The organism is Pseudooceanicola sp. LIPI14-2-Ac024 (assembly GCF_042188925.1).
Classification (GTDB): Bacteria; Pseudomonadota; Alphaproteobacteria; order Rhodobacterales; family Rhodobacteraceae; genus Pseudooceanicola.
The window spans coordinates 4,191,878-4,213,976 of the sequence record NZ_CP170102.1; the positions used below are offsets into that span (position 1 = coordinate 4,191,878).

Genomic DNA, 22,099 nt, shown 5'->3' on the forward strand with positions numbered 1-22,099 from the left:
ACTGCCCATGCCCGACTCCGCCACCTATGAAACCCCGGGTCCCGTCGAGGAGAACTGGCGCGACGCGATCTCCTCGGTCGAGGAGATCATCGACGACGCCCGCAACGGGCGGATGTTCATCCTCGTCGACCACGAGGACCGCGAGAACGAGGGCGACCTCGTCATCCCCGCGCAGATGTGCACCCCGGACGCGATCAACTTCATGGCCACCCATGGCCGCGGCCTGATCTGCCTGTCGATGACCGGCGAGCGGGTCGATCAGCTGGGCCTGCCGCTGATGGCCTCGCAGAACTCCTCGCGGCACGAAACCGCCTTCACCGTCTCGATCGAGGCGCGCGAAGGCGTTTCCACCGGCATCTCGGCCCATGACCGGGCCCATACCGTCGCCGTCGCCATCGACGCCTCGAACGGTGCGCAGGACATCGCGACGCCGGGCCACGTGTTCCCGCTGCGTGCCCGCGAGGGTGGCGTGCTGGTCCGTGCCGGTCACACCGAGGCCGCCGTCGACATCTCGCGCCTTGCCGGGCTGAACGCCTCGGGCGTGATCTGCGAGATCATGAACGAGGATGGCACCATGTCCCGCCTGCCGGAACTGGTGGCCTTCGCGCAGAAGCACAACCTCAAGATCGGCACGATCTCGGACCTGATCGCCTACCGTCGGCGGCACGACAACCTCGTGCGGATGCGGTCGGAAAAGACGGTGCAGTCGGAATTCGGCGGCGAGTGGCGGCTGCAGATCTACACCGACTCGACGCAGGGCGCCGAACACATCGCGCTGATCAAGGGCGAGGTCGAAGGCGACACGCCAGTGCTGGTGCGGATGCACGCGCTGGACCCGTTGAAGGACGTGGCGGGACTGGGCGGTGCGGGCCGCGCGGCCGAGTTCGCCGATGCCATGCGCGCTGTGGCCAAGGAAGGCCGCGGCGTGCTGGTCCTGCTGCGCGACACACACATGCGTCTTGCCACCGAGGGTGAAGTCAGCCCGCAGGTGCTGAAGCAGTACGGCCTCGGCGCGCAGATCCTGTCGTCGCTGGGCATCCAAAAGATGGAACTGCTGACCAATTCGCCGAAGCCCTCGGTTGTCGGGCTCGAGGCCTACGGGCTGGAAATCACCGGCACGCGCCGCATCGCGGGAGACGCCTGATGGCCGGTTCGGAAACCCACTACACCATCCCGCGCGGCACCGTCGTCAAGCCCACCAAGGTGCTGATTGTGGTCGCGCCCTACTACCGCGACATCGCCGACGAGCTGATCGCCGGTGCCCGCGCCGAGATCGAGGCCTGGGGGGCGACCCACGAACTGGTCGAGGTGCCCGGCGCGCTCGAGGTGCCGACGGCGATCGCCATGGCGGGTCGGATGTCGAATTTCGACGCCTATGTCGCGCTTGGCTGCGTGATCCGGGGCGAGACGACGCATTATGAGACGGTGTGCAACGACAGTTCGCGCGGGCTGACCATGCTGGGGCTTTCGGGCTATTGCATCGGCAACGGCATCCTCACGGTCGAGAACCGTGACCAGGCGCTGGCCCGTGCGCGGGTGGCCGATCAGAACAAGGGCGGCGGCGCGGCCGCTGCGGCCTTGCATCTGGTCGCGCTTTCGCGCAAATGGGGCGCTCCGCGCGCCGGGGTGGGATTCCGCCCCTCCGAACCCATGGGGGAGGACACGGTGATCGCCTCTCTCAAAGACTCCAGGACCTGACGACCATGACCGGTGAAGCCCCTGCCGTTTCCGGCAACCAGAAACGCAAGATGCGCAGCGCGGCGCGGCTCTATGCCGTGCAGGCGCTGTTCCAGATGGAGGCATCGGGGCAATCGGTCGAAAAGGTGATCGTGGAGTTCGAGGACCATCGCTTCGGCGCGGTCTACGAGGGCGACGAGATGCTCGAGGGCGACCAGAAGCATTTCCGCAAGACGATGCGCGACGCCGTCAACTGGCAGGCCAAGATCGACCAGATGACCGACCGCGCGCTGGTGGCCAAGTGGCCGATCGCCCGCATCGACCCGACGCTGCGGGCGCTCTTCCGCGCCGCCGGTGCCGAGATGGTCGAAGGCGAGGCGCCGCCCAAGGTCGTGATCGTCGAGTATGTCGACATCGCCAAGGCATTCTTCCCGGACGGGAAGGAGTCGAAGTTCGTCAATGCCGTGCTCGACCACATGGCACGCGAGGCCAAGCCCGAGGCGTTCTGACGCGCATTTCGGGACTCGCTTTCGCGAAAATTAAGTCTATCCTCACTCCCGTTGCGCATAGGGAGGGTTGATATGCCCAAGCTCGTCCGCCTTTACATCACGTCCGTCGCCATCGGTTTCGCCGTGGCGGCTGTCTTTGCCGCGCTGCTCATCACCTTCGACATCGGACATCTGCGCCACCTCGCGCAGGGCCCTGACGGTGTGCTCGCAGTGTTCCTGCTGTGGTTCTTCAACGGCATCGTGTTCAGCGGCGTGCAGTTCGGCTTTGCCATTATGCGCCTGGCCGAAAAGCCCGAAGGCCCGCGCGGCGGTCGCCGCATCCGCGTGACCGGAGAGCTCGCGCCGATCCGGGCCGAGGCGAAGGCCCCCCAGCCGCACCAGCAGCGCCGCCGCTGATCGCGGCGGGTGGTGTGACCGTCCGATCCTAGTCCATCCCGAGCGGGGCCAGCAGCTCCGCCGCCGTCACGAGAGCGCGGACACCATGCGAATGGTGTTCGTGAAAGACGTTGCGCCCGACCCAGTTGCGCAGGCTGCCGATGTCGAGCATCGCGCAATCTGGCCGGACGCTCCACGTCACCTGCAGGGGAGAACAGGCCGCCTGGGTATAGGACGGCCCGGTTGTCGATCCCGGATACACCACCGGATCGCCGGTGCCCGAGGGCAGGGCGCGCGGCTGCGGCCGCCCCGCGACCCGGCGCCGGTCATGGTCGAAATCGAGGAAGTTCATCGCACGGGCGTCGTTGACCAGAAGGAAGACCTGCGCTTCGACCCGCAACTGCGGGTTGCCGCAGGTGTCGGAGAGGCAGGCGCCCAGACCCTCACCCGGCGTGACGTCGCAGCTGGAATAGACCCAATGCACCTCGATCGTATCGCCGGGCGCATAGCCGTGCGGGTCAACATGTGCCCCTTCCGGGTCGACCAGCTGCGCGGGTGTCAGTGCCTCGAGACCGGCACAGAGGAACCCGCCGCGCCCGCCATCGGCGGCGGGGATGGCGAAGCCCGGTCCGGCGTGTTCGGCATTGGTATGGGTGTGGATGTTGCAGAGGTTCATCGCCTCGGGCGGCGGGGCCTTGGCAAAGCGGACCGCGTTGAGGCCAGCGGTCGACCGGATGTCACGCGGCGCCTGTGGGCCGTAGCCGAGGCAGAGCGGCCCGTCCTTGGCCGGCGGGCCGGGTGTCTCGGCCGACGTGGCCACCGGCAGCAGCAGGGCGGCACAGATCAGAACGGATCGCATCGGCATCGGGCCCCTCCCGGGCAGCGTCGGCTGCGGGAGAGGATGGGGACCAATGCTTGACGTCAGATGAAGGGGAGGGAAAGGCGGCGGGACCACCACGACCGTTTGGTATACGCATTCCCGAGGACCTGTATATACAGGTGGGCGCCAGGTAACCGAACCAGGGCTCGGACAGAGCCAGCTCCCTCGGAGTTGCTTAAGGCCACCGGAATGTCACCGTTCACGGGAAGGGCAGAACCCGCCTGAAGCCCCATCTAGTGGTGCGCGGCCCACCCGGCAAGGGGCAGGCGCGCGTCGGGTCGCTAATGTTCGATCAAGCCGCCTTTTGCGGCGCTCCGCCGCTCAGCTTTCGCCGTCGATGGCGGTGGCCAGATCGTACCGCGTCAGTTCCTCGGGCTGGAGGAGGTAGATCTCGTTCGGCGGCGTCGCGAGGCCCGGGACCATCAGCATCGGATCGACGCCCATCTCGTCGAGGTAGCGCATCACCGCGCCCTGGCCGCGCTGGATATCCGACACGGCGGTGAAGGCGGGCAGCAGGGTGTTCTCGCCGAAATAGTGCTGGTGGACACCGATGCGGGCGCTGGCGGCGGCGGTGCGTTCGGTCCCGGCAGCAAAGAGGTAGGGACAGGCCGACAGGCAGATGTCGGTGTCACGGACCAGGGTGGCCAGCCCGGTGTCGCGGATCGCCCGGCCAAGAGTCAGCGCATCGCTGACCGACCCGCCGGGAGAGTTGAGGACCACGCGGGGCAGGGTGCCGGGCCAGGTGGCGAGGCGGTCGGCGATCATGGACTTGAGCCGCTCGCCGTCACCGGCCGCGATGGTGCCGGTCAGGATCAGGTCATCCGCCGTCGCGTCGAGCGTCAGGCGCTCGGGCATCGGTCCCGACGGGCGCGTGTCTGGGCCGCCGGGGGCGGGGCGCGTGATCGGGAACCCGGCCGGGTCGAACTTCCGCGTCTGGTCGCCGGGGCGCGTCGGCTGGTCAAAGGCAGGGACGGCAGGGCCGCGCGCGGGCAGGGCGAAGTCGGTGCCGACATCGCCAAAGACCAGCAACGCGGCAAGGCCCAGCTGGAATATCAGGATCGCCGTCAGCGCCCGGCGGACGGGCGGGCCGCGGCGCGGCGTCGCGTCCTCCATCGGATCAGGCCCCGCGTGCCGGCTGCGGCACCTCGTGCACGCGCGGACGCTCGTCGGGTGCGACTTCGGGCGGTGCGGGCGGACCCTGACGCGGCGATGCCTCGCCCTCCAGTTCAAGGTCCACCGCGCGGGCCGCGTGCAGCGCGGCGCGCATCTGGGCCACGGTCATCGTCTCTTCGATCGGCAAGCCTTCTTTCGACGACCGGATCGCGCCGTGGGTGATGGCGAGGATCAGGACCAGGACGGCGGGCAGCAGGTCGATGGCGATGGCGCCCGCCCATGACGGGATGAAATTCCGGCCGTACATGATCACCGCGTCTGCAGCCGATACAGGGGTATAGGTCGTGTCAGCGGGCGGCGGCATGGCGATGACCTCCTGAGCCGCGTTTTCCAGTGTCGCGGCGCGCTGGCCTAGCACCTGCAGCACCGACTCGATCGTCGCGCCCTGCGCCACGCGGTTGCCTTCGGTCGCACCATCGAGTTCGGGCAGCACGACCGAGGCCGAGAGGTCCTGAGCCGCCCGCTGCACCAGCGGCGCGACGGAAAGCTGGCGAAGCTGGCTGATGATCCCGGCCAGCCGCACGGCAAGCTCGGAGAATTCGACCGAACGGCCTTCGACCGGGCCGGGCTCGACCGTCAGGGCCCGCATCCGCGACAGGAGCTCGTTACCAGTGTCGAAGGCCGCGTCGACCTGGCCCGACTGGGCCGCGATCTGTGCCTCGAGCGCGGTCAGCTCCGCCGCCTTCTGACGCAGCACCCGGAACACCGCGCCGCGTCCGGCAAGGCCCGAAAGGCCGCCGTCAGCCTCCTGTTCCGAAAGATCCTCGAACGATTGCCGCGTCCGGGCGACGTCACGCTCAAGCGCCTGCGCCGACAGCGCGATCTCATGTGCGCGTTCCAGCGATCCCTGGTAGTCCTGCACCGTCTCGGCCATGTGCTGTTCCACCGCCGCCGCACCGGCCAGCGCCGCCGCATTCAGCCAGGACGACATGGCGATGATCGCGAGCGATCCCAGCCCCATGGCCCCGAAGAGCGCGAACCGGGTGCGTGCCGTCCGCATCGCGGGCAACAGGCGCATCATGTAGGACCAGAAGACGAAGATGCCGACCGACACGGCGGTCGAATAGGCGATGGCGGCAAAGCTCGTCATCGCGCCGTCGCCGTCCAGCAGGGTCGAGACGCCGAGGTAGGTGTAGATCCCCGAGGCCACCGCCAACACGCCGAGCGCGGTGCCCGTGAAAGTGTCGAGAACCGACAGGTGGCCTTCGAGTTCGCGCGCCTCGTTGGCGCGGCTGTTGGTCTGGTCGCTCATGCGGTGCCCCGGTGGGAATGTCAGTTGGTTAACATAAGGCCGCGGCGGGGCGAGGCCAAATCACAGCCGCGCGGGTTGCGTTTGTTCATGAAATGTTCGATCCTTTGCCCATGTCCGACGCCGTCCCCATCATTCCGCCCGCACCGCAGCCGGGCCAGGTCCTTGCCCGCGGGGTCTGCCGGTTCCTGTCCGACGCGCTCGACTTTGCCTGCCTCGAGGAATTCGTGCCCGAGCGGGGCAAAAGGGTGGACGTGATCGCGATCGGGCCGAAGGGCGAGATCTGGGTGGTGGAATGCAAGTCGAGCCGGGCCGACTTCATGTCGGATGCCAAGTGGGACGGCTACCTCGACTGGTGTGACCGCTTCTTCTGGGCGGTGGACGTGGATTTCCCGCAGGCGCTGCTGCCCGAGGGGACCGGGCTGATCGTGGCCGACGGTTACGGGGCAGAGCTCTTGCGCGATGCGCCCGAGGTGCCGCTCGCGGCGGCCCGGCGCAAGGTGATTACCCGCAAGTTTGCCCGCGACGCGGCCCGACGGCTGCAGGGCTGGCGCGATCCACGGACCGGGTTCGCGGTGGAGTAGCGTCTAGCGGCGCTTGCCCTTCCGGCCGCCGGCCTTGCGGGCGGCGTCAGCTGCGGCACGGATTTCCTCGGCGATTTCCTCGGCCTCGTCGGGGTCGAAGTCCATCGGGATCTCGATGCCGTCGGCCTCGATGAACAGCCGCACCATGCCCTTGTCGGTCGGCCCGATCTGGAGGTTCGCCTCGATGTCGCGTTCTGTGTCGATGCCCATGGTCGTATCCTGTTCCGGCTGGGCGATGGAATTACGCCCGCAAGGCTTGAATTGCAAGCCATGCCCGGGCCAGATCGGGGGATGGAAGTGCCCCGCCTGCGTCCCTTTGCCGAACCCGACCTCGACTGGCTGGTCGAGGTTCACGACCGCCTCTACCGGCAGGACGAAGGCTTTGACGGCAGGTTCGCCGAGGTGGTGCGCGCGGCGGCCACCGCGATCCTGCGGCGCGCCGATCCGCGCGAGCGGGGAATCGTCGCCGAAGCCTCGGAGGGCCGCGTCGGCAGCATCTTTTCGACCCGGTACGACGACGACACTGGTCAAATCCGCATGTTTCTGGTGGAACCCGAGTGGCGCGGCACCGGCCTTGCGCCCCGGATGCTGGCGGCCGCGCTGGATGTCGCGCGGGCGAACGGCGCGCGTCGGATGGTCCTGTGGACCCATGAAAGTCACCGCGCGGCCTGCGCTCTCTATGCCCGGACGGGATGGGTGGAAGGGGCACGGCGCCCGGTGCGCAGCTATGGCCGGGGCCTTGTCGAAGTGACGTGGAGCCGCACGCTCTGAACCTCGCGGCAAGGCCCTTGCAATCGTCGGCGCAGGGGGCTACATGGCCCTCCACGTGCCGCCTTAGCTCAGTTGGTTAGAGCGCTGGATTGTGGATCCAGAGGTCCCCTGTTCAAGCCAGGGAGGCGGTACCACTTCCCCCATTTCGACGGTCAACCGCTCAGATGACAGCCGCATCGGGCGTTTTCGGCGCGGGCGATGTGGCCTCGGCCACGGCGCGTTCGGTCGCGTCGTAGAACACGTCGGTCGCGGGGTAGATGTTCGCGGCCCCCAGCCGCACCTCGGCCCCCGTCGCCTTCAGCACCGCCAACGTCGCCTCCGTCACCTCGGAGAGCACCACCCGCCCGCCCGCGCGGGCCATCTTGTCGACATAGGTTTCGAGCCATTCGATGCTGGTCAGGCTTTCGACCTCGCGGTCGCGCAGGCGCAGGATCAGCACGGCGTCGGCGCCCGTGTCGGGCCGGGGCAGGAGGCTGTCGAAATCGTAGTACGAGGCGAAGTTCAGGGTGCCGCGCAGGTCGATCACGGTCACCTTGCCGGGCGGCACCTCGCGTGGGGCGGGCTGTTCGCGCCAGTGACCGTCGGGATCGCGCACCAGTTCCACCACCCGGAACCGTCGCGCGGCGCGCACGGTTTCCAGCAGCAGCGACAGGATCACGCCGGCAAAGATCGCCGCCGTCAGATCGTCGAGCACGCCGACCACGATGGTGGTCAGCGCGATCAGCGTCCCGGCCAGCGACGTGCGCCAGGCCCGGATCAGCACCTGGCCTTCGCGGATCGTCACGGTCAGTCCCACGACCGTCAGCAGGGCGGCCAGGCCGGTGAGGGGGATGTATTCCGCCCCGTTCCCGAAGAGGACCAGGATCACGGCGAGCAGGAGGCCCGAATAGATGTTCGCGAACCGGGTGCGCGCCCCGGCGCCCGCGACGATCCCGGTGCGCGACAGAGATCCGCTGGCGGGCATCCCGTGAAAGAACGCCCCCACGATGTTGGCGCACCCCTGGCCCAGGAAATCGCGCGAGACGTTGGAGCGTGTGCCGTTCGGGTTCGGATAGGCGGCGGCGAGGCCCGAGCTTTCCGAAAGGCCCACCACGGTCGCCGCGAAGGCCCCGCCGAGCAGGAGCGGCACGACCGAGAAGTCCGGCAGGATCGGCGCGGGCAGCGCCGCCAGGCCGCGCGGCACGTCGGCGATGTCGGCCACCGTCTGGACCGAGGCGAAGGCGGGCAGCAGCACGACGAGCGACACCGCGACGATCACGATGATGTCGGAAAACCGGGCGAGGCGCGTGGCCTTCAGGGCAAAGAGCGCGGCAATGGCGGCGAATCCCAGCAGGGCGGCGGGCCAGGTCCAGTCCGCCGCGTGGCGCAGGATGTCGGCGGCCTTCACCAGCTTGTTGCCGTCGCGCAGCGAGGCGTAGCCGACGAGGTCCTTCAACTGTCCCAGCACGATCAGCAGGGCGGTGGCAAAGATGAAGCCGGCCATGACCTCCTTCGACACGAAGCGGATCACGCTGCCGAGGTTCAGCGCGCCGAGGAGCGCCATCATCACCCCTGTGAGGAAGGTGAGTGTCATCAGCACGCGCACCGTCTCGACCTCGCCGGTGTAGTCGAGGATCTGGTCCGCGGTGACGAGTGCCAGCGCGTTGGTCAGCGTGACCACCATGAGAGAGGAGCTGCCGATCAGCGCGGCGACCACGGTGGCGACCATGCTGGTGTAGACGCCGTAGATCGGGTTCACCCCGGCGACCAGCGCATAGGCCAGCCCGCCCGGGATCGACACCAGCGCCAGGGCGAGGCCGGCGCCCAGGTCCACGTTCAGGGTCTTGAGGGGATTGGGTTCGAGCCGCATCTTTGTCCCGAGGGATTGACCGAGGGTCAGTCAACCGGCGGCGCGGGATGACGTCAATCCCCAACCGTCCGGGGCGTGTTCAGGCGGGCGCGCCCGTCACGTCGTCGAGGATGCCGGCCAGCGCCGCGGTTGCCGGGCCGATCCGCAGCGGGTCGAGCACGGCCGGGTCGCGCGGGCGCTCGGGGTGCCGCCCGGCCGCCATGGTGGCGCAGACGATGTCCGCGGCGCGGGTGATCTCGCCCGCGTTCAGCACGTCACCGGCCCCGGCGGCGGCATAGAGTGCCTCGAGTTCGGGGTTCGGGACCTGCTGGAACAGGATCACGGGCCGGGTCGATTGCAGGATGTCGAAGGTCTTGAGCGGCAGGCGCAGGGTCGAGCGTTGCGAGACCGCCAGCAGCATGTCGGCGGCCAGCATCAACGGCCCCATCGCGTGTTGCGGAACCCGGTCGATCACCTGGATCAGCCGCGCCGCCGGTTCGTCCGGTGCCGGTCCGCCGCGTGGCTGGGCGGTCAGGACGATGCGCAGCTGTTCGGGCGTCAGGCCCCGCTGCGCCAGTTCGCGGGCCAGCTCGACCACCGGCAGGGCCGAGACATAGGGCCCGAAGCTGCCGGGATAGAGTAGGGTGAAGACCGGAAAGGGCGCCATCGCGGGCCCGTCGAAGAAGTTGTCGGCCATCGCGTTGCGGATCGCGTGGAACCGGCCGGCCAGAACCTGCGGGTAATAGGTGCGGTAAGCGTCGCGGGCGCGTTCGGTGTTCAGGATCACGGCGGCAGCCTGTTTCACCAGGCGGCGCTCGGCCGGACCCTCGAGCACGCGGGTCCAGAACGGGCGGCGCGGGCCGCGCTGGTCGCAGGGCATCCAGGGGTCGCGGTGGTCGATGACCAGCGGCAGGCCATGGGCGCGGGCCAGTCGCCCGGCGGTCAGGCAGAAGGCGTTCGGCGGCGCGTTCACCATGATCGCCTCGGGGCGGTGTGCCGCGATCGCCGCATGCCCGGCACGGGTCAGGCGCGGGACATCGGCCATTGCCTCTCCGAACGGCAGCCATTCGGAGTGAAAGGGCGGCGCATCATCGGCGGCGGGAGAGAGGGGAAGGGGCACCCGCTGCACCGGGTCAGTTGGCACCGGCTGCACCGCGGCGCCGGGCACCACGACCTCGGGCCGGTGATCGCGGAGCGTCAGGACAACCGGGTCCCAGCCATGGTCCGGCAGATGCGCCGCGAACCGCGCGGCCCGGATCGCCCCGGTGGCCCGCGAGGGCGGGAATTCGGGGCAGATGTAAAGCAGCCTGCGCCGGTCCGGCATCGCTCACTCCGCCAGCGGGATGGTCTGGCGCAGCTGGCCGGTCAGCCGGTCATAGACGAAGAGACGCCCGTCCTCGCTCACCACCAGCACCATTCCCTCGGCCACGGTCACCGCAGCGGGGTTGGCCCCGTCGGGCAGCACGATATCTTCGGGCAGGGGCGGGGCGGTGTCGCGGAAACGGATGACAATCAACGCGATGAGGATTATCAGCCCTGCCATCATCACCACGGTCAGGACCGTCACCAGCCGGCGCAGGAAACGCAGGTTGGCGGGTTCCGGCCCCGGATCCTCGGTACTGGCCATATGTCTGACACCCTCAGCTTTCGGATCGCAGCCGATCCGCCCGGTCGCCTTGATAAGGCGCTGGCCCGCGATGTGCCAGAGGCGGCTGCCCTGTCGCGCACGAGGCTGGCCCGGCTGATCGCCGATGGCGCGATCCGCGTCGGTGGCACGGTGGCGGCAGACCCCAAGGCCAAGGTGGCCGAGGGCGACCTGGTCGAGATCACGCTAGAAGAGGCGGCCGAGGTCGCCGTGACGGCCGAGGCGATACCCCTCGACATCCGGTACGAGGACGACGACCTGATCGTCCTGATGAAGCCCGCGGGCATGGTGGTGCATCCCGCCCCCGGCTCGCCCTCGGGGACGCTGGTGAACGCCCTGCTGGCCCATTGCGGTGACACGCTCGCGGGCATCGGCGGTGAGAAGCGGCCCGGCATCGTGCACCGGATCGACAAGGAAACCAGCGGCCTGCTGGTCATCGCCAAGTCCGACATGGCCCATCACGGGCTGTCCGCGCAGTTCGCCGATCACAGCGTCGAACGGGCCTACAACGCGATCTGCCACGGCGTCCCCGACGCGGCCGAACCGCGCCTGCGCGGTCTGCGCGGGGTCAGCTTCGAACCCGGCGGCGTGATGCGGATCGCGACAGAGATCGGGCGCCACCGCACCGACCGCCAGAAGCAGGCGGTGATGTGGTCGGGCGGTCGGCGCGCGGTGACCCGGGCCCGCGTGGTCGAACCGTTCGGCGGCACCGCGGCGCTGCTGGAGTGCCGGCTCGAGACCGGGCGGACGCACCAGATCCGGGTGCACATGGCTTACACCGGCCACGGGTTGATCGGCGATCCGGTCTACGGCGCGGGCCGCAAGGTGCGCACGGCCGAGATCGGGCAGGTCGCGGCCGAGGCGCTGCAGCGCTTTCCCCGGCAGGCGCTGCACGCGGCGGTGCTGGGCTTTGTCCATCCCCGCACCGGCGAGACCCTGCGCTTCGAAGCGGAGATGCCCGGCGACATGGCGGGCCTGCTGGCGCTTCTGCGCGGATCCGACCCACAGCGCACATGACTTGCGCGCAGGTGAGGAATTCCCGCCGCCGCGCCCATGTGGTTCATTGGTGGCCCTTCGAACGAGGGCTGTGATGTTCACCAGTTTCGCAATTTCCCGTGAGAATTCCGTAACCTGAGCTGAAAGCGACGGAAACTCCTTCACCATACGTTAATACAGTCGACGCAGGGTTCTTGAATGGCCCCCGTTGCCTACCTATCTGGATGTTAAGCCCATAAACATTGGGCACTGGGACGAAAAGGACAGGGTGTGAGCAATTATGCAAATCTGCCGGCACCGACGCCGGAAGGCGGCCTGAACCGCTACCTCCAGGAGATCCGGAAGTTTCCGCTTCTGGAACCCGAAGAAGAATACATGCTGGCGAAACGCTGGGTCGAAGACCAGGACGCGACCTCGGCCCACAAGCTGGTCACGTCGCACCTGCGGCTCGCCGCCAAGATCGCCATGGGCTACCGCGGCTACGGACTGCCGCAGGCCGAGGTGATTTCCGAGGCCAACGTCGGCCTGATGCAGGCGGTGAAGCGCTTTGACCCCGAGAAGGGCTTCCGCCTGGCCACCTATGCCATGTGGTGGATCCGCGCCTCGATCCAGGAATACATCTTGCGGTCCTGGAGCTTGGTGAAGCTCGGCACCACCTCGGCGCAGAAGAAGCTGTTCTTCAACCTGCGCAAGGCCAAGGCCCGCATCGGCGCGCTCGAAGAGGGCGACCTGCACCCCGACAACGTCAAGCAGATCGCCAACGATCTGGGCGTGACCGAGGACGAGGTGATCTCGATGAACCGGCGTCTGTCCGGGGGCGATGCCTCGCTCAATGCCCAGGTGGGCGGCGACGGCGAAAGCTCCATGCAGTGGCAGGACTGGCTCGAGGATGAAGGCGCCAACCAGGCCGAGGACTATGCCGAACGCGACGAGTTGGACGCCCGGCGCGAGCTCCTGGTCGAGGCGATGGATGTGCTGAACGACCGCGAGAAGGACATCCTGACCAAGCGTCGGCTCTCGGAAGAGAACATCACGCTCGAGGATCTCTCGGAGGACTACGGGGTCAGCCGCGAACGCATCCGCCAGATCGAGGTGCGCGCCTTCGAGAAGCTGCAGAAGCGGATGCGCGACCTGGCGTCCGAAAAAGGCATGCTGGCGACCGAGGACGCCTGAAGCGTCAAAACCGGATGATGAAGGCGGCGGGGCAAGCGATTGCTCCGCCGCTTTTGCTTTGGGACGATGGGGTTACTGCGGCAACCGCGCGCGCAGCACGCGCACCATGTTGCCGCCCATAACCTTGGCGATCTGATCGTCTGTCAGCCCTTCATCCATCAGCGCCTGGGTCAGCGCCGGCAGCTCGGAGGTGTCGAACCCGGTGGCCACCGATCCGTCGTAATCCGACCCGAGCGAGACGTGATCCTCGCCCACCACCTCGACCGCCGCGGCGATCATCGCGGCCACGCCCGCCGGCGAGTCGTCACCACAGGTCACGTCGCCCCAGTAGCCCATGCCGATCACGCCGCCGCCCTCGGCCACGCGTTTCATCAGGGCATCGGGCAGGTTGCGCTTGACCTCGCAGAAGGAAAACAGCCCGCCGTGGCTGACGATCACCGGCATGTCGACCATGTCGAGCGTCTCTTCCACCACCCGGGGCGAGGAATGCGCGAGGTCGAGCACCATGCCACGTTTCGCGACCTCTTCCACCACCTGGCGCCCGAAATCGGTCAGCCCGGCGTTCGACAGGCCGTGCAGGGACCCGCCAAGTTCGTTGTCGAAGAAATGCTGCAGGCCAAAGACGCGGAACCCGGCCTCGTCCATCAGGTCCATGTTGCCCATCTCGCCCTTCAGCGGGTGGCCACCTTCGGTCCCGAGGACCGCGATCAGCACGTCGCGGTCGGCCGCCCGTTCCTCGAGTGCCGCGTCGAGGTCTGCGCGCGTCCGCACAATCCGCACCTTGCCGTCGCGGGCCGCGAAATCGTGCAGCTTCTCGGACTGGTAGAGCGCACGCTCGGTCAGATCATTCCAGGTCCGCGGCGGCCAGAGCGACAGCGTGGCGAGCAGGGTGATGTTGTCCGACGCGTCCGCCGAGTTCTCTTCGTAGTTCTGGCCCGCCGGGCTCTTGGTCACGGTGGTGAACACCTGGATCGCCGATCCGCCCTCGCGCAGGCGCGGGAAATCGACCTGCCCGCGTTCCATCCGCTCGGTCAGGTCGCGTTTCCAAAGCAGGCTGTCTGAATGCCAGTCGCCGACGATCAGGCTGTTATGCAGCGTCTGCGCCTCGGCCGACACTGGGTAGGGGTCATGCTCGGCCACCGGATTCATGCCGTCCTCGACGATGCCGGGCGCGAAACAGACCACGCTGACCGCGCCCACGACAAGCACGATCCCGACCCCGAGAATCGATTTTCTGACAAGACCCATGCAACCCTCCCTTGTGCTGGTGTGCGCACCCTAGGGCGAGGTTGACGTTCACGTCATCCGGGACGCGACGTCAGTCGCGCGGCGGGGTGATCTTTCGGCCGCGCCGCGCCTTGAGCGCCCGCCACCACGGCCCGATGTCCAGCCAGGCGAGCATCGCGCCCAGCGGGATCATCCAGAAACCCAGGATCGGCAGGAAGCCGAGAAAGCCAAGGCAGATCAGCACGATGCCCAGGACGATCCGGGTGCCCGGCGGCAGCGTCCGCCGGGCCTTGACGAGGAAGCGGTGCATGCGTGACTTGATGGACCGCTTGACCCCCAATCAGTCCTCCATCGCCTCGAGCTCGTCGATCATGTCCGAGATCATCGACAGGCCCTTGTCCCAGAACGCCGGGTCGGTGGCATCGAGGCCAAACGGCGCGAGCAGCGCCTTGTGGTGCTTGGACCCGCCCGCCTTCAGCATCTCGAAATACTTGTCCTGGAAGCCCTCGGGCTGTTCCCGGTAGACCGCGTAGAGCGCGTTCACCAGCCCGTCGCCGAAGGCATAGGCGTATACGTAGAAGGGCGAGTGGATGAAGTGCGGGATGTAGGCCCAGAAGGTTTCGTACCCGTCCATGAACTCGAACGCCGGCCCGAGGCTTTCGGCCTGCACCGACATCCAGATCGCGTTGATGTCGTCGGGCGTCAGCTCTCCGCCGCGCCGCGCCTCGTGCAGCTTGCATTCGAAGTCGTAGAAGGCAATCTGCCTGACGACCGTGTTGATCATGTCCTCGACCTTGCCGGCCAGCAGGGTCTTGCGTTCCTTCTGATCCTTGGCGTTGTCGAGCAACCGGCGGAAGGTCAGCATCTCGCCAAAGACAGACGCGGTCTCGGCCAGCGTCAGGGGCGTCGACGACAGCATCTCGCCCTGGCCCGCGGCCAGCACCTGGTGCACGCCGTGGCCCAGCTCGTGCGCCAGGGTCATCACGTCGCGCGGTTTGCCCAGGTAGTTGAGCATCACGTAGGGGTGCACGTCGGTCACGGTGGGATGCGCGAAGGCACCCGGCGCCTTGCCCGGCTTCACCCCGGCGTCGATCCAGCCCTTGTCAAAGAACGGCTCGGCGATTTCGGCCATTCGCGGATCGAAGGCGCCGTAGGCACCCATCACCATCTCGCGCGCCTGCGCCCAGTCGACGGTCCGCACCTCCTCGGCCGGCAGCGGGGCGTTGCGGTCCCAGACCTGCATGGTGTCGAGGCCCAGCCACTTGCGCTTGAGCTCGTAGTACCGGTGCGACAGCTTCGGATAGGCCGCGACAACCGCGTTGCGCAGCGCTTCGACCACCTCGGGCTCCACGTCGTTCGACAGGTGGCGGGCGGTCTGCGCGGTCGGCATGCCACGCCAGCGATCGAGGACCTCCTTTTCCTTGGCCTGGGTGTTGTGCACCCGGGCAAAGGTACGGATGTTCGCCTCGAACACCCGCGCCAGTTCGTGCGCCGCCGCCTCGCGCGCGTCGCGATCCTGATCGGTCAGAAGGTTCAGCGTGCCCTCGATGTTCAGCTCTTCGCCGTCTACCTCGAAGGTCAGGCCCGCGATGGTCTCGTCGAACAGCTTCTCCCAGGCATCGCCGACCACGCCGAGGTCGTGCAGGAACTTCTCGAGCTCGTCAGACAGCTGGTAGGGCTTCATCGCGCGGATGCGGTCGAAGACCGGCTTGTAGCGTGCCAGTTCGGCATTCGCGGCAAAGAGGCCGTCGAGGAAATCGTCCGGCAGGCGGTTCAGTTCGAGGGTGAAGAACACCAGCGGCGTCGTGAAGGTGGTGATCTTGTCCTGCATGTCGGACATGAACTTGGCCCGGCCCGCGTCGATGGTCATCTGGTAGTAGCGCAGACCGGCGTAGGACATGATGCGCCCGGCGACGCTCTGGATGCGCTCGTTGCGCTTCACGCAGTCCAGGAACCCCTCGGCGTCCAGCGTGCCCAGCTTGCCCTCGTAGTCGGCGGCAAAGCTCTTGCAGGCTTCTTCCAGCCAGTCGAGGTCGCGCTTCACCTCGGCCGCGTCCGGCGCGGCGTAGAGGTCGGTCAGGTCCCACTCGGGCAGGTCGCCCAGGTCCTTGCCCCCGGAACTGGCGTTGGCGTCGCGAAGGGGGAAGGGCAGGGTGAACATGGGCTGGGTCCTTTCGGCTCTGGTTTCGCCCAGAGATAAGGCCCCGCGCGCATCGCCTCAACCCCGCGCCCGCCCTTCCTCTGGTTCCGTATCCCGGGGGGGGCCGCAGGCCGGGGGGCAGCGCCCCCCTCCGCCGCCGCGCCAGACGCCACCGTTTCCCTTGCGCTCCGACGCCCGCTGGGCAACCCTCCGCCGGAACCCAAAGGGAGGGACCCATGAAATTCCTGCGCTACGGCGAACCGGGGGCGGAAAAGCCCGGAGTTCTGGACACGGACGGACAGATTCGCGACCTGTCGGGCGTGGTGCCGGACCTGACCGGCGCGATCCTCGCCGCGCCGCCGGCCTTCGACATCGACAGCCTGCCGCTGGTCGAGGGGCAGCCGCGCCTCGGCATTCCGGTGGCGGGCGTGGGCAAGATGATCTGCATCGGGCTGAACTATTCCGACCACGCCGCCGAATCGGGCATGCCGATCCCCGAGGAGCCCATCGTCTTCATGAAAGCGACCTCGGCCCTGATCGGGCCGAACGACACCGTCGTCCTGCCGCGCGGCTCGCAGAAGGGCGACTGGGAGGTCGAGCTGGGCGTCGTCATCGGGCGCGAGGCAAAGTACGTCTCGGAGGCCGAGGCGCTGTCCCATGTGGCGGGCTACACCATCGTGAACGACGTCAGCGAACGGCACTTCCAGTCCGAACGCGGCGGCCAGTGGACCAAGGGCAAGAGCTGCGACACCTTCGGGCCCGTGGGGCCCTGGGTCGTCACGCCGGACGAGGTTGCCGATCCTCAGAACCTGGCCCTGTCCTGCGACGTCAACGGGCAGCGGCGCCAGACCGGCAGCACCGCCGCGATGATCTTTGGCGTGGCCCATGTCATCAGCTATCTGAGCCAGATGATGCGACTTGAGCCGGGCGACATCATCGCGACCGGCACGCCGCCGGGCGTGGGCATGGGGATGAAACCGCAGCAGTTCCTCAAGGCGGGCGATGTGATGGAGCTGTCGGTCCAGGGCCTCGGCACCCAGCGGCAGGAGGTTCGGGCAGACTGATCCGCCGGGGCGGGGGGCGCGGGGTCAGCCCCGCGCCGGTTCTCCGTGGGCATCGAAATGCGCGGCCATGGCGTCGAACAGGCGCGTCCGCGCCGCGACGCCATCCATCATGACCTCGTGTTCGCCCAGCGGAACATGTTCCAGCCGGGCGCCGGGCCACTTGGCGATCTGCGCCTCGATCGCCGGCACGTCGACGATGTCCTCGTCCGCGCCGACAAAGGTCAGGCAGGGATAGGCCGGGGCGCGCAGGCGGGCGAGGTCGCGGGTTTCCTTCAGCGCCTCGTAAAGCCAGTTGAGCGTCGGACCGGCCAGCGCCACATCAGGGTGGGCGCGGGTCTGCCGGATCATGTAATCGTACATCTCCCGGTCTTTGGTCAGGTTGTTGCCCTCGAACGGGTTCGCCAGCACGTAGGCGTCGCGCACCGTGCCGGGCGCATATCCGCCGCCGAGGCCCATCAGGCTGGCGGTCGAGGACAAAAGCCACGCGACGGGGCGCATCGCGGCGGGAATCAGGATGCCCCACATCGGCCCGGTGAACACGGCCGAGGCGACCGGCAGCCCCTCGTGCAGAGCGCGCAGGCCGATGCATCCGCCCATCGAGTGACCGATCAGGTGCCAGGGCTGCGGCAGGTCGAGCGTGGCGGCCAGCGCCAGCACGGCCCGGACATCGCGCTGGTAGTCGGAGAACACCCCGACATGGCCTTTCAGCGGATCGTCCACCAGCCGTTCGGCAATCCCCTGGCCGCGCCAGTCGATCGCAAGGGTGGCATAGCCGCGCGCGGCCAAGTCGCCTGCCGCGCGGCCGTACTTCTCGATGTATTCCGTCCGGCCCGGGAACAGCAGGACGGTGCCCTTCGCACCGTCCAGCGGCCAGACACCCGCACGGATGCGCACGCCGTCGTCGGCGTGCAGCCAGTAGGCGCGACCGCCTTCCGGGCCGTCATCGACGTCCGAGAAGAACGGCGCTTCGTCCGTGCGGGAGCCGTCCATCAGGCCAGCGCGGAGCCGAGTGCCATCGCCTTGCCCATGTCGCCATCGACGCTGAGCTTGCCGGTCATGAAGGCCGAGGTGGGGTTCAGGTCGCCCGACAGCATGTCGAGGAACGTTTCCTTCGAGGCGGTCATCGTGACGTCGGCCTCTTCGTCGCCAACCCGGGCGCCGTCGCTGTCGACCATGATCGCGCCTTCGCCCTCGATCACGAATTTCGCGACGCCGTCAAAGCCGCCACCCAGTTTTTCGTTCAGCTTGGCCGCAGCCGCGTTCAAATCTTCGCTCATTTTTCGCGTTCCTTCCTCGAAATCGCCGCGAGAGGGCTTACATGAGCCGTGCGGCAAGCTACACTGAAACCGTTATGGTCGCGTCTATGCACATTTTCAAAAATGCCGTTGCGGCACTGGCCGCGCTGGTGGTCCTGTCCGGGGCCGCTGTCGCTCAGGACGACTCCGGTGCCTCCCTTCTAGACCAGTTGCAGGGGGCCGATCCAGCCGAAGCGGATCGGTTGGAGCGCCAGATCCGGATGGACTGGGCGAACTCCGGCTCGCCGACGATGGACCTGTTGCTGAAACGCGGCAAAGACGCGCTCGAGGCCGGGGACGTGGATACCGCTATCGGGCACCTGTCTGCGCTGACGGATCACGCGCCCGACTTTGCCGAGGGCTGGCACACCCGCGCCATGGCATTCTTCCAGGAAGAGGAATACGGCCTTGCGCTGCACGACCTGGAAATGACGCTGGCGCTGAACCCCGACCATTTCGGCGCGATCTACGGGCTTGCCGTGGTGATGGAGAGTCTCGACCGGGTCGATGACGCCTATGCGCTTTACTCCCGGGTGCTTTCGCTGCATCCCAACCACGCGGATGCGCAGGCCGGTCACGAGCGCCTGGCTGTCCGCGCGAACGGCATCGACATCTGAGGCCTGAATGACATCGCTGGCCGAGCGGGGCGGGATCACTGCGGTCCTCGGCCCGACGAATACCGGAAAGACCACCTATGCGATCGAGCGGATGCTGGGTCATCGCACCGGCATCATCGGGTTGCCGCTGCGGCTGCTCGCGCGGGAGGTCTACGACCGCATCGTCGCCTTGCGCGGCCCGTCGGTCGTCGCGCTCGTCACCGGAGAGGAACGGATCGTCCCGCCGCGCACCCAGTACTGGGTCTGCACGGTCGAGGCGATGCCCGAGGGCATGGGCGCCGACTTCGTCGCGATCGACGAGATCCAGCTTTGCGCCGATCCGGAACGTGGGCACGTGTTCACGGACCGCCTGCTGCGATCGCGCGGTCTGCACGAGACGCTGTTCCTCGGCTCGGACACCATGCGGCAGACGATTTCGGCGCTGGTGCCCAAGGCCCAGTTCCTGCGGCGCGAGCGGATGAGCCAGCTGACCTATGCAGGTTCGAAAAAGTTAAGTCGAATGCCGGAAAGAAGCGCGATCGTCGGATTCTCGGTTGAGAATGTCTATGCGATTGCCGAGCTGATCCGCCGCCAGAAAGGCGGCGCGGCGGTGGTGATGGGCGCGCTCAGCCCGCGAACGCGCAACGCGCAGGTGGCGCTCTACCAGAACGGCGATGTCGACTACCTCGTGGCGACGGACGCGATCGGGATGGGCCTGAACCTCGACATCAACCACGTCGCGTTCTCGTCCCTGACTAAGTTCGACGGCCGCCGGATGCGCCACCTCGCGCCGAATGAACTTGCCCAGATCGCCGGGCGGGCGGGGCGCGGCATGACCGACGGCACCTTCGGTGTGACCGGCGAGGCGCCGCCGCTCGACGACGAGGTGGCCGAGGCCATCATGGACCACAGCTTCACGCCCTTGCGGAAGCTTCTGTGGCGCAACTCCGAACTGAACTTCGGGTCGGTCGACGGGCTGATCGCCTCGCTCGAACGGGGCCCGAACGACCCGATCCTCGCCAAGGCGCGCGAGGCTGACGATCTCATGGCGCTGAAAGCCTTGGCGCAGGGTCCTGAAATTCAGGCACGCACCGGCAACGCGACCTCGGTCCGGCGGCTCTGGGACGTGTGCCGGGTGCCGGATTTCCGCGGGATCAGCCATCATGAACACGCGGGGCTGCTGGAAAGGCTCTTCGTCTATCTGCATGATGATGCAGTCATTCCGGACGATTGGCTCGCTGCACATATCCGCCGGATCGACCGGGTCGATGGCGACATTGATGCGCTGTCGAAACGTCTGGCCTATATTCGGACCTGGACCTACGTGGCGCAACGCGCAGGGTGGGTTGCGGACGAATCCCATTGGCGCGGGGAAACCCGCGCGGTAGAAGACCGACTGTCGGATGCACTCCACGAGCGTCTGACGCAGAGATTTGTCGACCGGCGGACGAGCGTGCTCCTGCGGCGGTTGAAGCAGAAGGAGGCCTTGGTGGCCGAAGTGAACGACAAGGGCGAAGTGACGGTCGAGGGCGAATTTGTCGGCCGTCTTGAGGGTTTCCGGTTCCGTCAGGACAAGAGCGCGGAGGGGCAGGAGGCAAAGGCGGTCGCGCAGGCAAGCGCGCAGGCGCTGGCGCCGCATTTCCACCTGCGGGCGGACCGGTTCTACAACGCGCCGGACACCGAGATCGATTTCACCGAACAGGGTGGCCTGATGTGGGGCGCGGATGCGGTCGGGAAACTGACCGCCGGCGACGACCCGCTGCGGCCGCAGGTGGTGGCCTTCGTCGACGAGGCCGCCGGCCACGACGTCGCGCAGAAGGTGCAGCGCCGCTTGCAGCATTTCATCGACCGCAAGATCGCCGCGCTGTTCGAGCCGCTGCTGGGTCTGCAGCGCGACGAGGCGCTGGCCGGCATGGCCCGCGGCTTTGCGTTCCAGATGGTCGAGGGGCTGGGCATCCTGCCGCGCCAGAAGGTCGCCGACGACGTCAAGGCGCTGGACCAGGACGCCCGTGGCGCCCTGCGCAAGCATGGCGTCCGCTTCGGTCAGTTCACCATTTTCATGCCGCTCCTGCTCAAGCCCGCGCCGACCCGGCTGCGGCTGGTGCTGTGGTCGCTGGCCAACAAGCTGGACGAGTTCCCCGAAGCGCCGCCGCCGGGGCTTGTCACCGTGCCGGTCGTCGAGGGCACGCCCGAGGGCTATCACGCCATGGCGGGTTACCGCGAGGCAGGCGCCCGCGCGATCCGTATCGACATGCTGGAACGCCTGGCCGACATGCTGCGGAGCGAGGACAGCCGCGGCGGGTTCGAAGCCAAGGCCGACATGCTCTCGATCACCGGGATGACGCTGGACCAGTTCGCCGACCTGATGCAGGGGCTGGGCTACAAGGCCGAGCGCGGTGAACGCGACAAGGTGAAGGTCGAGGCGCAAGCGGCTGAAGAGACGCCGGAAGCCGCGGCCGAAACCCCGGCCGAGGAACCTGCTCCGGCCGACGCGACGCCTGCTGATGCCGCACCCGCTGAACCGGTCGCGGACGCGTCAGCCGAGGAAGCCCCGGCAGATGCCGTTCCGGTGACCGAAGCCGCGGGCGAGATCGCGGCCGAAGCTTCGACCGATGCCGAGGCGCCGGAACTCGAGGTGTTCTACACCTTCACCTGGAGCCGTCAGCGCCCGCAAGGCAACCGCCCCCAGCATGGCCGCGGCAAGCCGCAGGGTGAACAGGGGCAACGCGCGCCGGGCGGCAAGCCGTCGGGCAAGGGCCGTCCGCAGCAGGGCAAGCCGAAGGGCGCCCGCGGCAAGGGACCCAAGCGCGAGTCCGGGCCCAAGAACTTCTCCTCCGGTCCCAAGCCGTCGAAAGACCGGATCGATCCGGACAACCCCTTCGCCGCCGCGCTGATGGGGCTGAAGGACAAGACCTGA

The 22,099-nt window shown here is 67.8% G+C and carries 23 protein-coding genes and 1 tRNA gene; 12 read left to right on the forward strand and 12 right to left on the reverse strand.

The genetic code is table 11. The annotated features are described in order from the left end of the window. Positions 1 to 7 precede the first annotated feature (7 nt). The 4 genes from ribB (at position 8) to ACE2AC_RS20580 (ending at position 2,582) form a co-directional block, all read left to right on the forward strand. On the forward strand, positions 8 to 1,144 hold the full coding sequence (gene ribB, locus ACE2AC_RS20565; protein WP_375689805.1) for a 3,4-dihydroxy-2-butanone-4-phosphate synthase: 1,137 nt from the start codon (positions 8 to 10) through the stop codon (positions 1,142 to 1,144). After that, positions 1,144 to 1,698, forward strand: a complete 555-nt coding sequence (locus tag ACE2AC_RS20570; RefSeq protein ID WP_375689807.1) for a 6,7-dimethyl-8-ribityllumazine synthase — start codon at positions 1,144 to 1,146, stop codon at positions 1,696 to 1,698. Before ribB ends, ACE2AC_RS20570 begins: the two co-directional genes overlap by 1 nt. A gap of 5 nt (positions 1,699 to 1,703) precedes the next feature. Continuing rightward, positions 1,704 to 2,186, forward strand: a complete 483-nt coding sequence (gene nusB / locus ACE2AC_RS20575; RefSeq protein ID WP_375689809.1) for a transcription antitermination factor NusB — start codon at positions 1,704 to 1,706, stop codon at positions 2,184 to 2,186. Between the two features lie 72 nt (positions 2,187 to 2,258). After that, positions 2,259 to 2,582, forward strand: coding sequence for a hypothetical protein (locus ACE2AC_RS20580; protein WP_375689811.1), 324 nt, complete (start codon positions 2,259 to 2,261; stop codon positions 2,580 to 2,582). A 28-nt stretch (positions 2,583 to 2,610) separates the two neighbouring features. On the opposite strand, the gene ACE2AC_RS20585 is transcribed toward ACE2AC_RS20580, so the two are convergent. The 3 genes from ACE2AC_RS20585 to ACE2AC_RS20595 all read right to left on the reverse strand — a co-directional run bounded on the left by ACE2AC_RS20585 (position 2,611) and on the right by ACE2AC_RS20595 (position 5,866). Beyond that, positions 2,611 to 3,426 (reverse strand): delta-class carbonic anhydrase, encoded by an 816-nt coding sequence (locus tag ACE2AC_RS20585; RefSeq protein ID WP_375689813.1) that lies wholly within the window; start codon positions 3,424 to 3,426, stop codon positions 2,611 to 2,613. Between the two features lie 336 nt (positions 3,427 to 3,762). After that, positions 3,763 to 4,554 carry a hypothetical protein gene (locus ACE2AC_RS20590; RefSeq protein WP_375689815.1) on the reverse strand — a complete coding sequence of 264 codons (792 nt, stop codon included), beginning with the start codon at positions 4,552 to 4,554 and terminating at the stop codon, positions 3,763 to 3,765. A gap of 4 nt (positions 4,555 to 4,558) precedes the next feature. Further along, complete coding sequence (locus ACE2AC_RS20595; RefSeq protein WP_375689816.1) at positions 4,559 to 5,866, reverse strand: hypothetical protein; 1,308 nt, start codon at positions 5,864 to 5,866, stop codon at positions 4,559 to 4,561. A 110-nt stretch (positions 5,867 to 5,976) separates the two neighbouring features. On the opposite strand from ACE2AC_RS20595, the gene ACE2AC_RS20600 reads away from it, so the two are divergent. Next, positions 5,977 to 6,447, forward strand: a complete 471-nt coding sequence (locus tag ACE2AC_RS20600; protein ID WP_375689818.1) for an MmcB family DNA repair protein — start codon at positions 5,977 to 5,979, stop codon at positions 6,445 to 6,447. Positions 6,448 to 6,450: 3 nt separating this feature from the next. Here ACE2AC_RS20600 and ACE2AC_RS20605 read toward each other — a convergent pair whose 3' ends face one another. Beyond that, positions 6,451 to 6,657 (reverse strand): DUF6324 family protein, encoded by a 207-nt coding sequence (locus ACE2AC_RS20605; RefSeq protein ID WP_375689820.1) that lies wholly within the window; start codon positions 6,655 to 6,657, stop codon positions 6,451 to 6,453. A gap of 81 nt (positions 6,658 to 6,738) precedes the next feature. Here ACE2AC_RS20605 and ACE2AC_RS20610 point away from each other — a divergent pair, with 81 nt between their 5' ends. Together ACE2AC_RS20610 and ACE2AC_RS20615 are read left to right on the forward strand one after the other, a co-directional pair. After that, positions 6,739 to 7,218 carry a GNAT family N-acetyltransferase gene (locus tag ACE2AC_RS20610; protein ID WP_375689822.1) on the forward strand — a complete coding sequence of 160 codons (480 nt, stop codon included), beginning with the start codon at positions 6,739 to 6,741 and terminating at the stop codon, positions 7,216 to 7,218. 57 nt (positions 7,219 to 7,275) lie between these two features. Next, positions 7,276 to 7,352, forward strand: a tRNA-His gene (locus ACE2AC_RS20615). Between the two features lie 26 nt (positions 7,353 to 7,378). Here ACE2AC_RS20615 and ACE2AC_RS20620 read toward each other — a convergent pair. The 3 genes from ACE2AC_RS20620 to ACE2AC_RS20630 form a co-directional block, all read right to left on the reverse strand. Then, a complete protein-coding gene (locus ACE2AC_RS20620) occupies positions 7,379 to 9,067 on the reverse strand; it encodes a SulP family inorganic anion transporter (RefSeq protein ID WP_375689824.1) in 1,689 nt (562 codons plus the stop codon). Between the two features lie 79 nt (positions 9,068 to 9,146). Beyond that, complete coding sequence (locus ACE2AC_RS20625; RefSeq protein WP_375689826.1) at positions 9,147 to 10,370, reverse strand: glycosyltransferase; 1,224 nt, start codon at positions 10,368 to 10,370, stop codon at positions 9,147 to 9,149. 3 nt (positions 10,371 to 10,373) lie between these two features. Continuing rightward, a complete protein-coding gene (locus ACE2AC_RS20630; protein WP_375689828.1) occupies positions 10,374 to 10,673 on the reverse strand; it encodes a DUF6476 family protein in 300 nt (99 codons plus the stop codon). Between ACE2AC_RS20630 and ACE2AC_RS20635 the strand changes: the two genes are divergently transcribed. Next, positions 10,674 to 11,708: an RluA family pseudouridine synthase gene (locus tag ACE2AC_RS20635; protein WP_375689830.1), complete on the forward strand. Its 1,035-nt coding sequence runs from the start codon at positions 10,674 to 10,676 to the stop codon at positions 11,706 to 11,708. A 249-nt stretch (positions 11,709 to 11,957) separates the two neighbouring features. Further along, positions 11,958 to 12,860: an RNA polymerase sigma factor RpoH gene (gene rpoH / locus ACE2AC_RS20640; protein WP_375689832.1), complete on the forward strand. Its 903-nt coding sequence runs from the start codon at positions 11,958 to 11,960 to the stop codon at positions 12,858 to 12,860. A gap of 72 nt (positions 12,861 to 12,932) precedes the next feature. Here the strand turns inward: rpoH and ACE2AC_RS20645 are convergent, their stop codons facing one another. The 3 genes from ACE2AC_RS20645 to ACE2AC_RS20655 form a co-directional block, all read right to left on the reverse strand. After that, on the reverse strand, positions 12,933 to 14,108 hold the full coding sequence (locus ACE2AC_RS20645) for a dipeptidase (protein ID WP_375689834.1): 1,176 nt from the start codon (positions 14,106 to 14,108) through the stop codon (positions 12,933 to 12,935). 70 nt (positions 14,109 to 14,178) lie between these two features. Continuing rightward, the gene (locus tag ACE2AC_RS20650; RefSeq protein WP_375689837.1) at positions 14,179 to 14,397 is read right to left on the reverse strand and encodes a hypothetical protein; all 219 of its coding nucleotides are present in this window, start codon (positions 14,395 to 14,397) and stop codon (positions 14,179 to 14,181) included. A 30-nt stretch (positions 14,398 to 14,427) separates the two neighbouring features. Continuing rightward, complete coding sequence (locus ACE2AC_RS20655) at positions 14,428 to 16,248, reverse strand: M3 family oligoendopeptidase (RefSeq protein ID WP_375689839.1); 1,821 nt, start codon at positions 16,246 to 16,248, stop codon at positions 14,428 to 14,430. Between the two features lie 215 nt (positions 16,249 to 16,463). Between ACE2AC_RS20655 and ACE2AC_RS20660 the strand changes: the two genes are divergently transcribed. After that, positions 16,464 to 17,291: a fumarylacetoacetate hydrolase family protein gene (locus ACE2AC_RS20660; protein WP_375689841.1), complete on the forward strand. Its 828-nt coding sequence runs from the start codon at positions 16,464 to 16,466 to the stop codon at positions 17,289 to 17,291. A 24-nt stretch (positions 17,292 to 17,315) separates the two neighbouring features. Here the strand turns inward: ACE2AC_RS20660 and ACE2AC_RS20665 are convergent, their stop codons facing one another. Beyond that, entirely contained in the window at positions 17,316 to 18,281 is a 966-nt protein-coding gene (locus ACE2AC_RS20665) for an alpha/beta hydrolase (protein WP_375689843.1), read from the reverse strand. Then, positions 18,281 to 18,568: an SCP2 sterol-binding domain-containing protein gene (locus ACE2AC_RS20670; protein WP_375689845.1), complete on the reverse strand. Its 288-nt coding sequence runs from the start codon at positions 18,566 to 18,568 to the stop codon at positions 18,281 to 18,283. Before ACE2AC_RS20670 ends, ACE2AC_RS20665 begins: the two co-directional genes overlap by 1 nt. Positions 18,569 to 18,654: 86 nt before the next feature. Here ACE2AC_RS20670 and ACE2AC_RS20675 point away from each other — a divergent pair, with 86 nt between their 5' ends. Further along, a complete protein-coding gene (locus tag ACE2AC_RS20675) occupies positions 18,655 to 19,203 on the forward strand; it encodes a tetratricopeptide repeat protein (RefSeq protein WP_375689847.1) in 549 nt (182 codons plus the stop codon). 7 nt (positions 19,204 to 19,210) lie between these two features. Continuing rightward, positions 19,211 to 22,099, forward strand: coding sequence for a helicase-related protein (locus ACE2AC_RS20680; protein WP_375689849.1), 2,889 nt, complete (start codon positions 19,211 to 19,213; stop codon positions 22,097 to 22,099).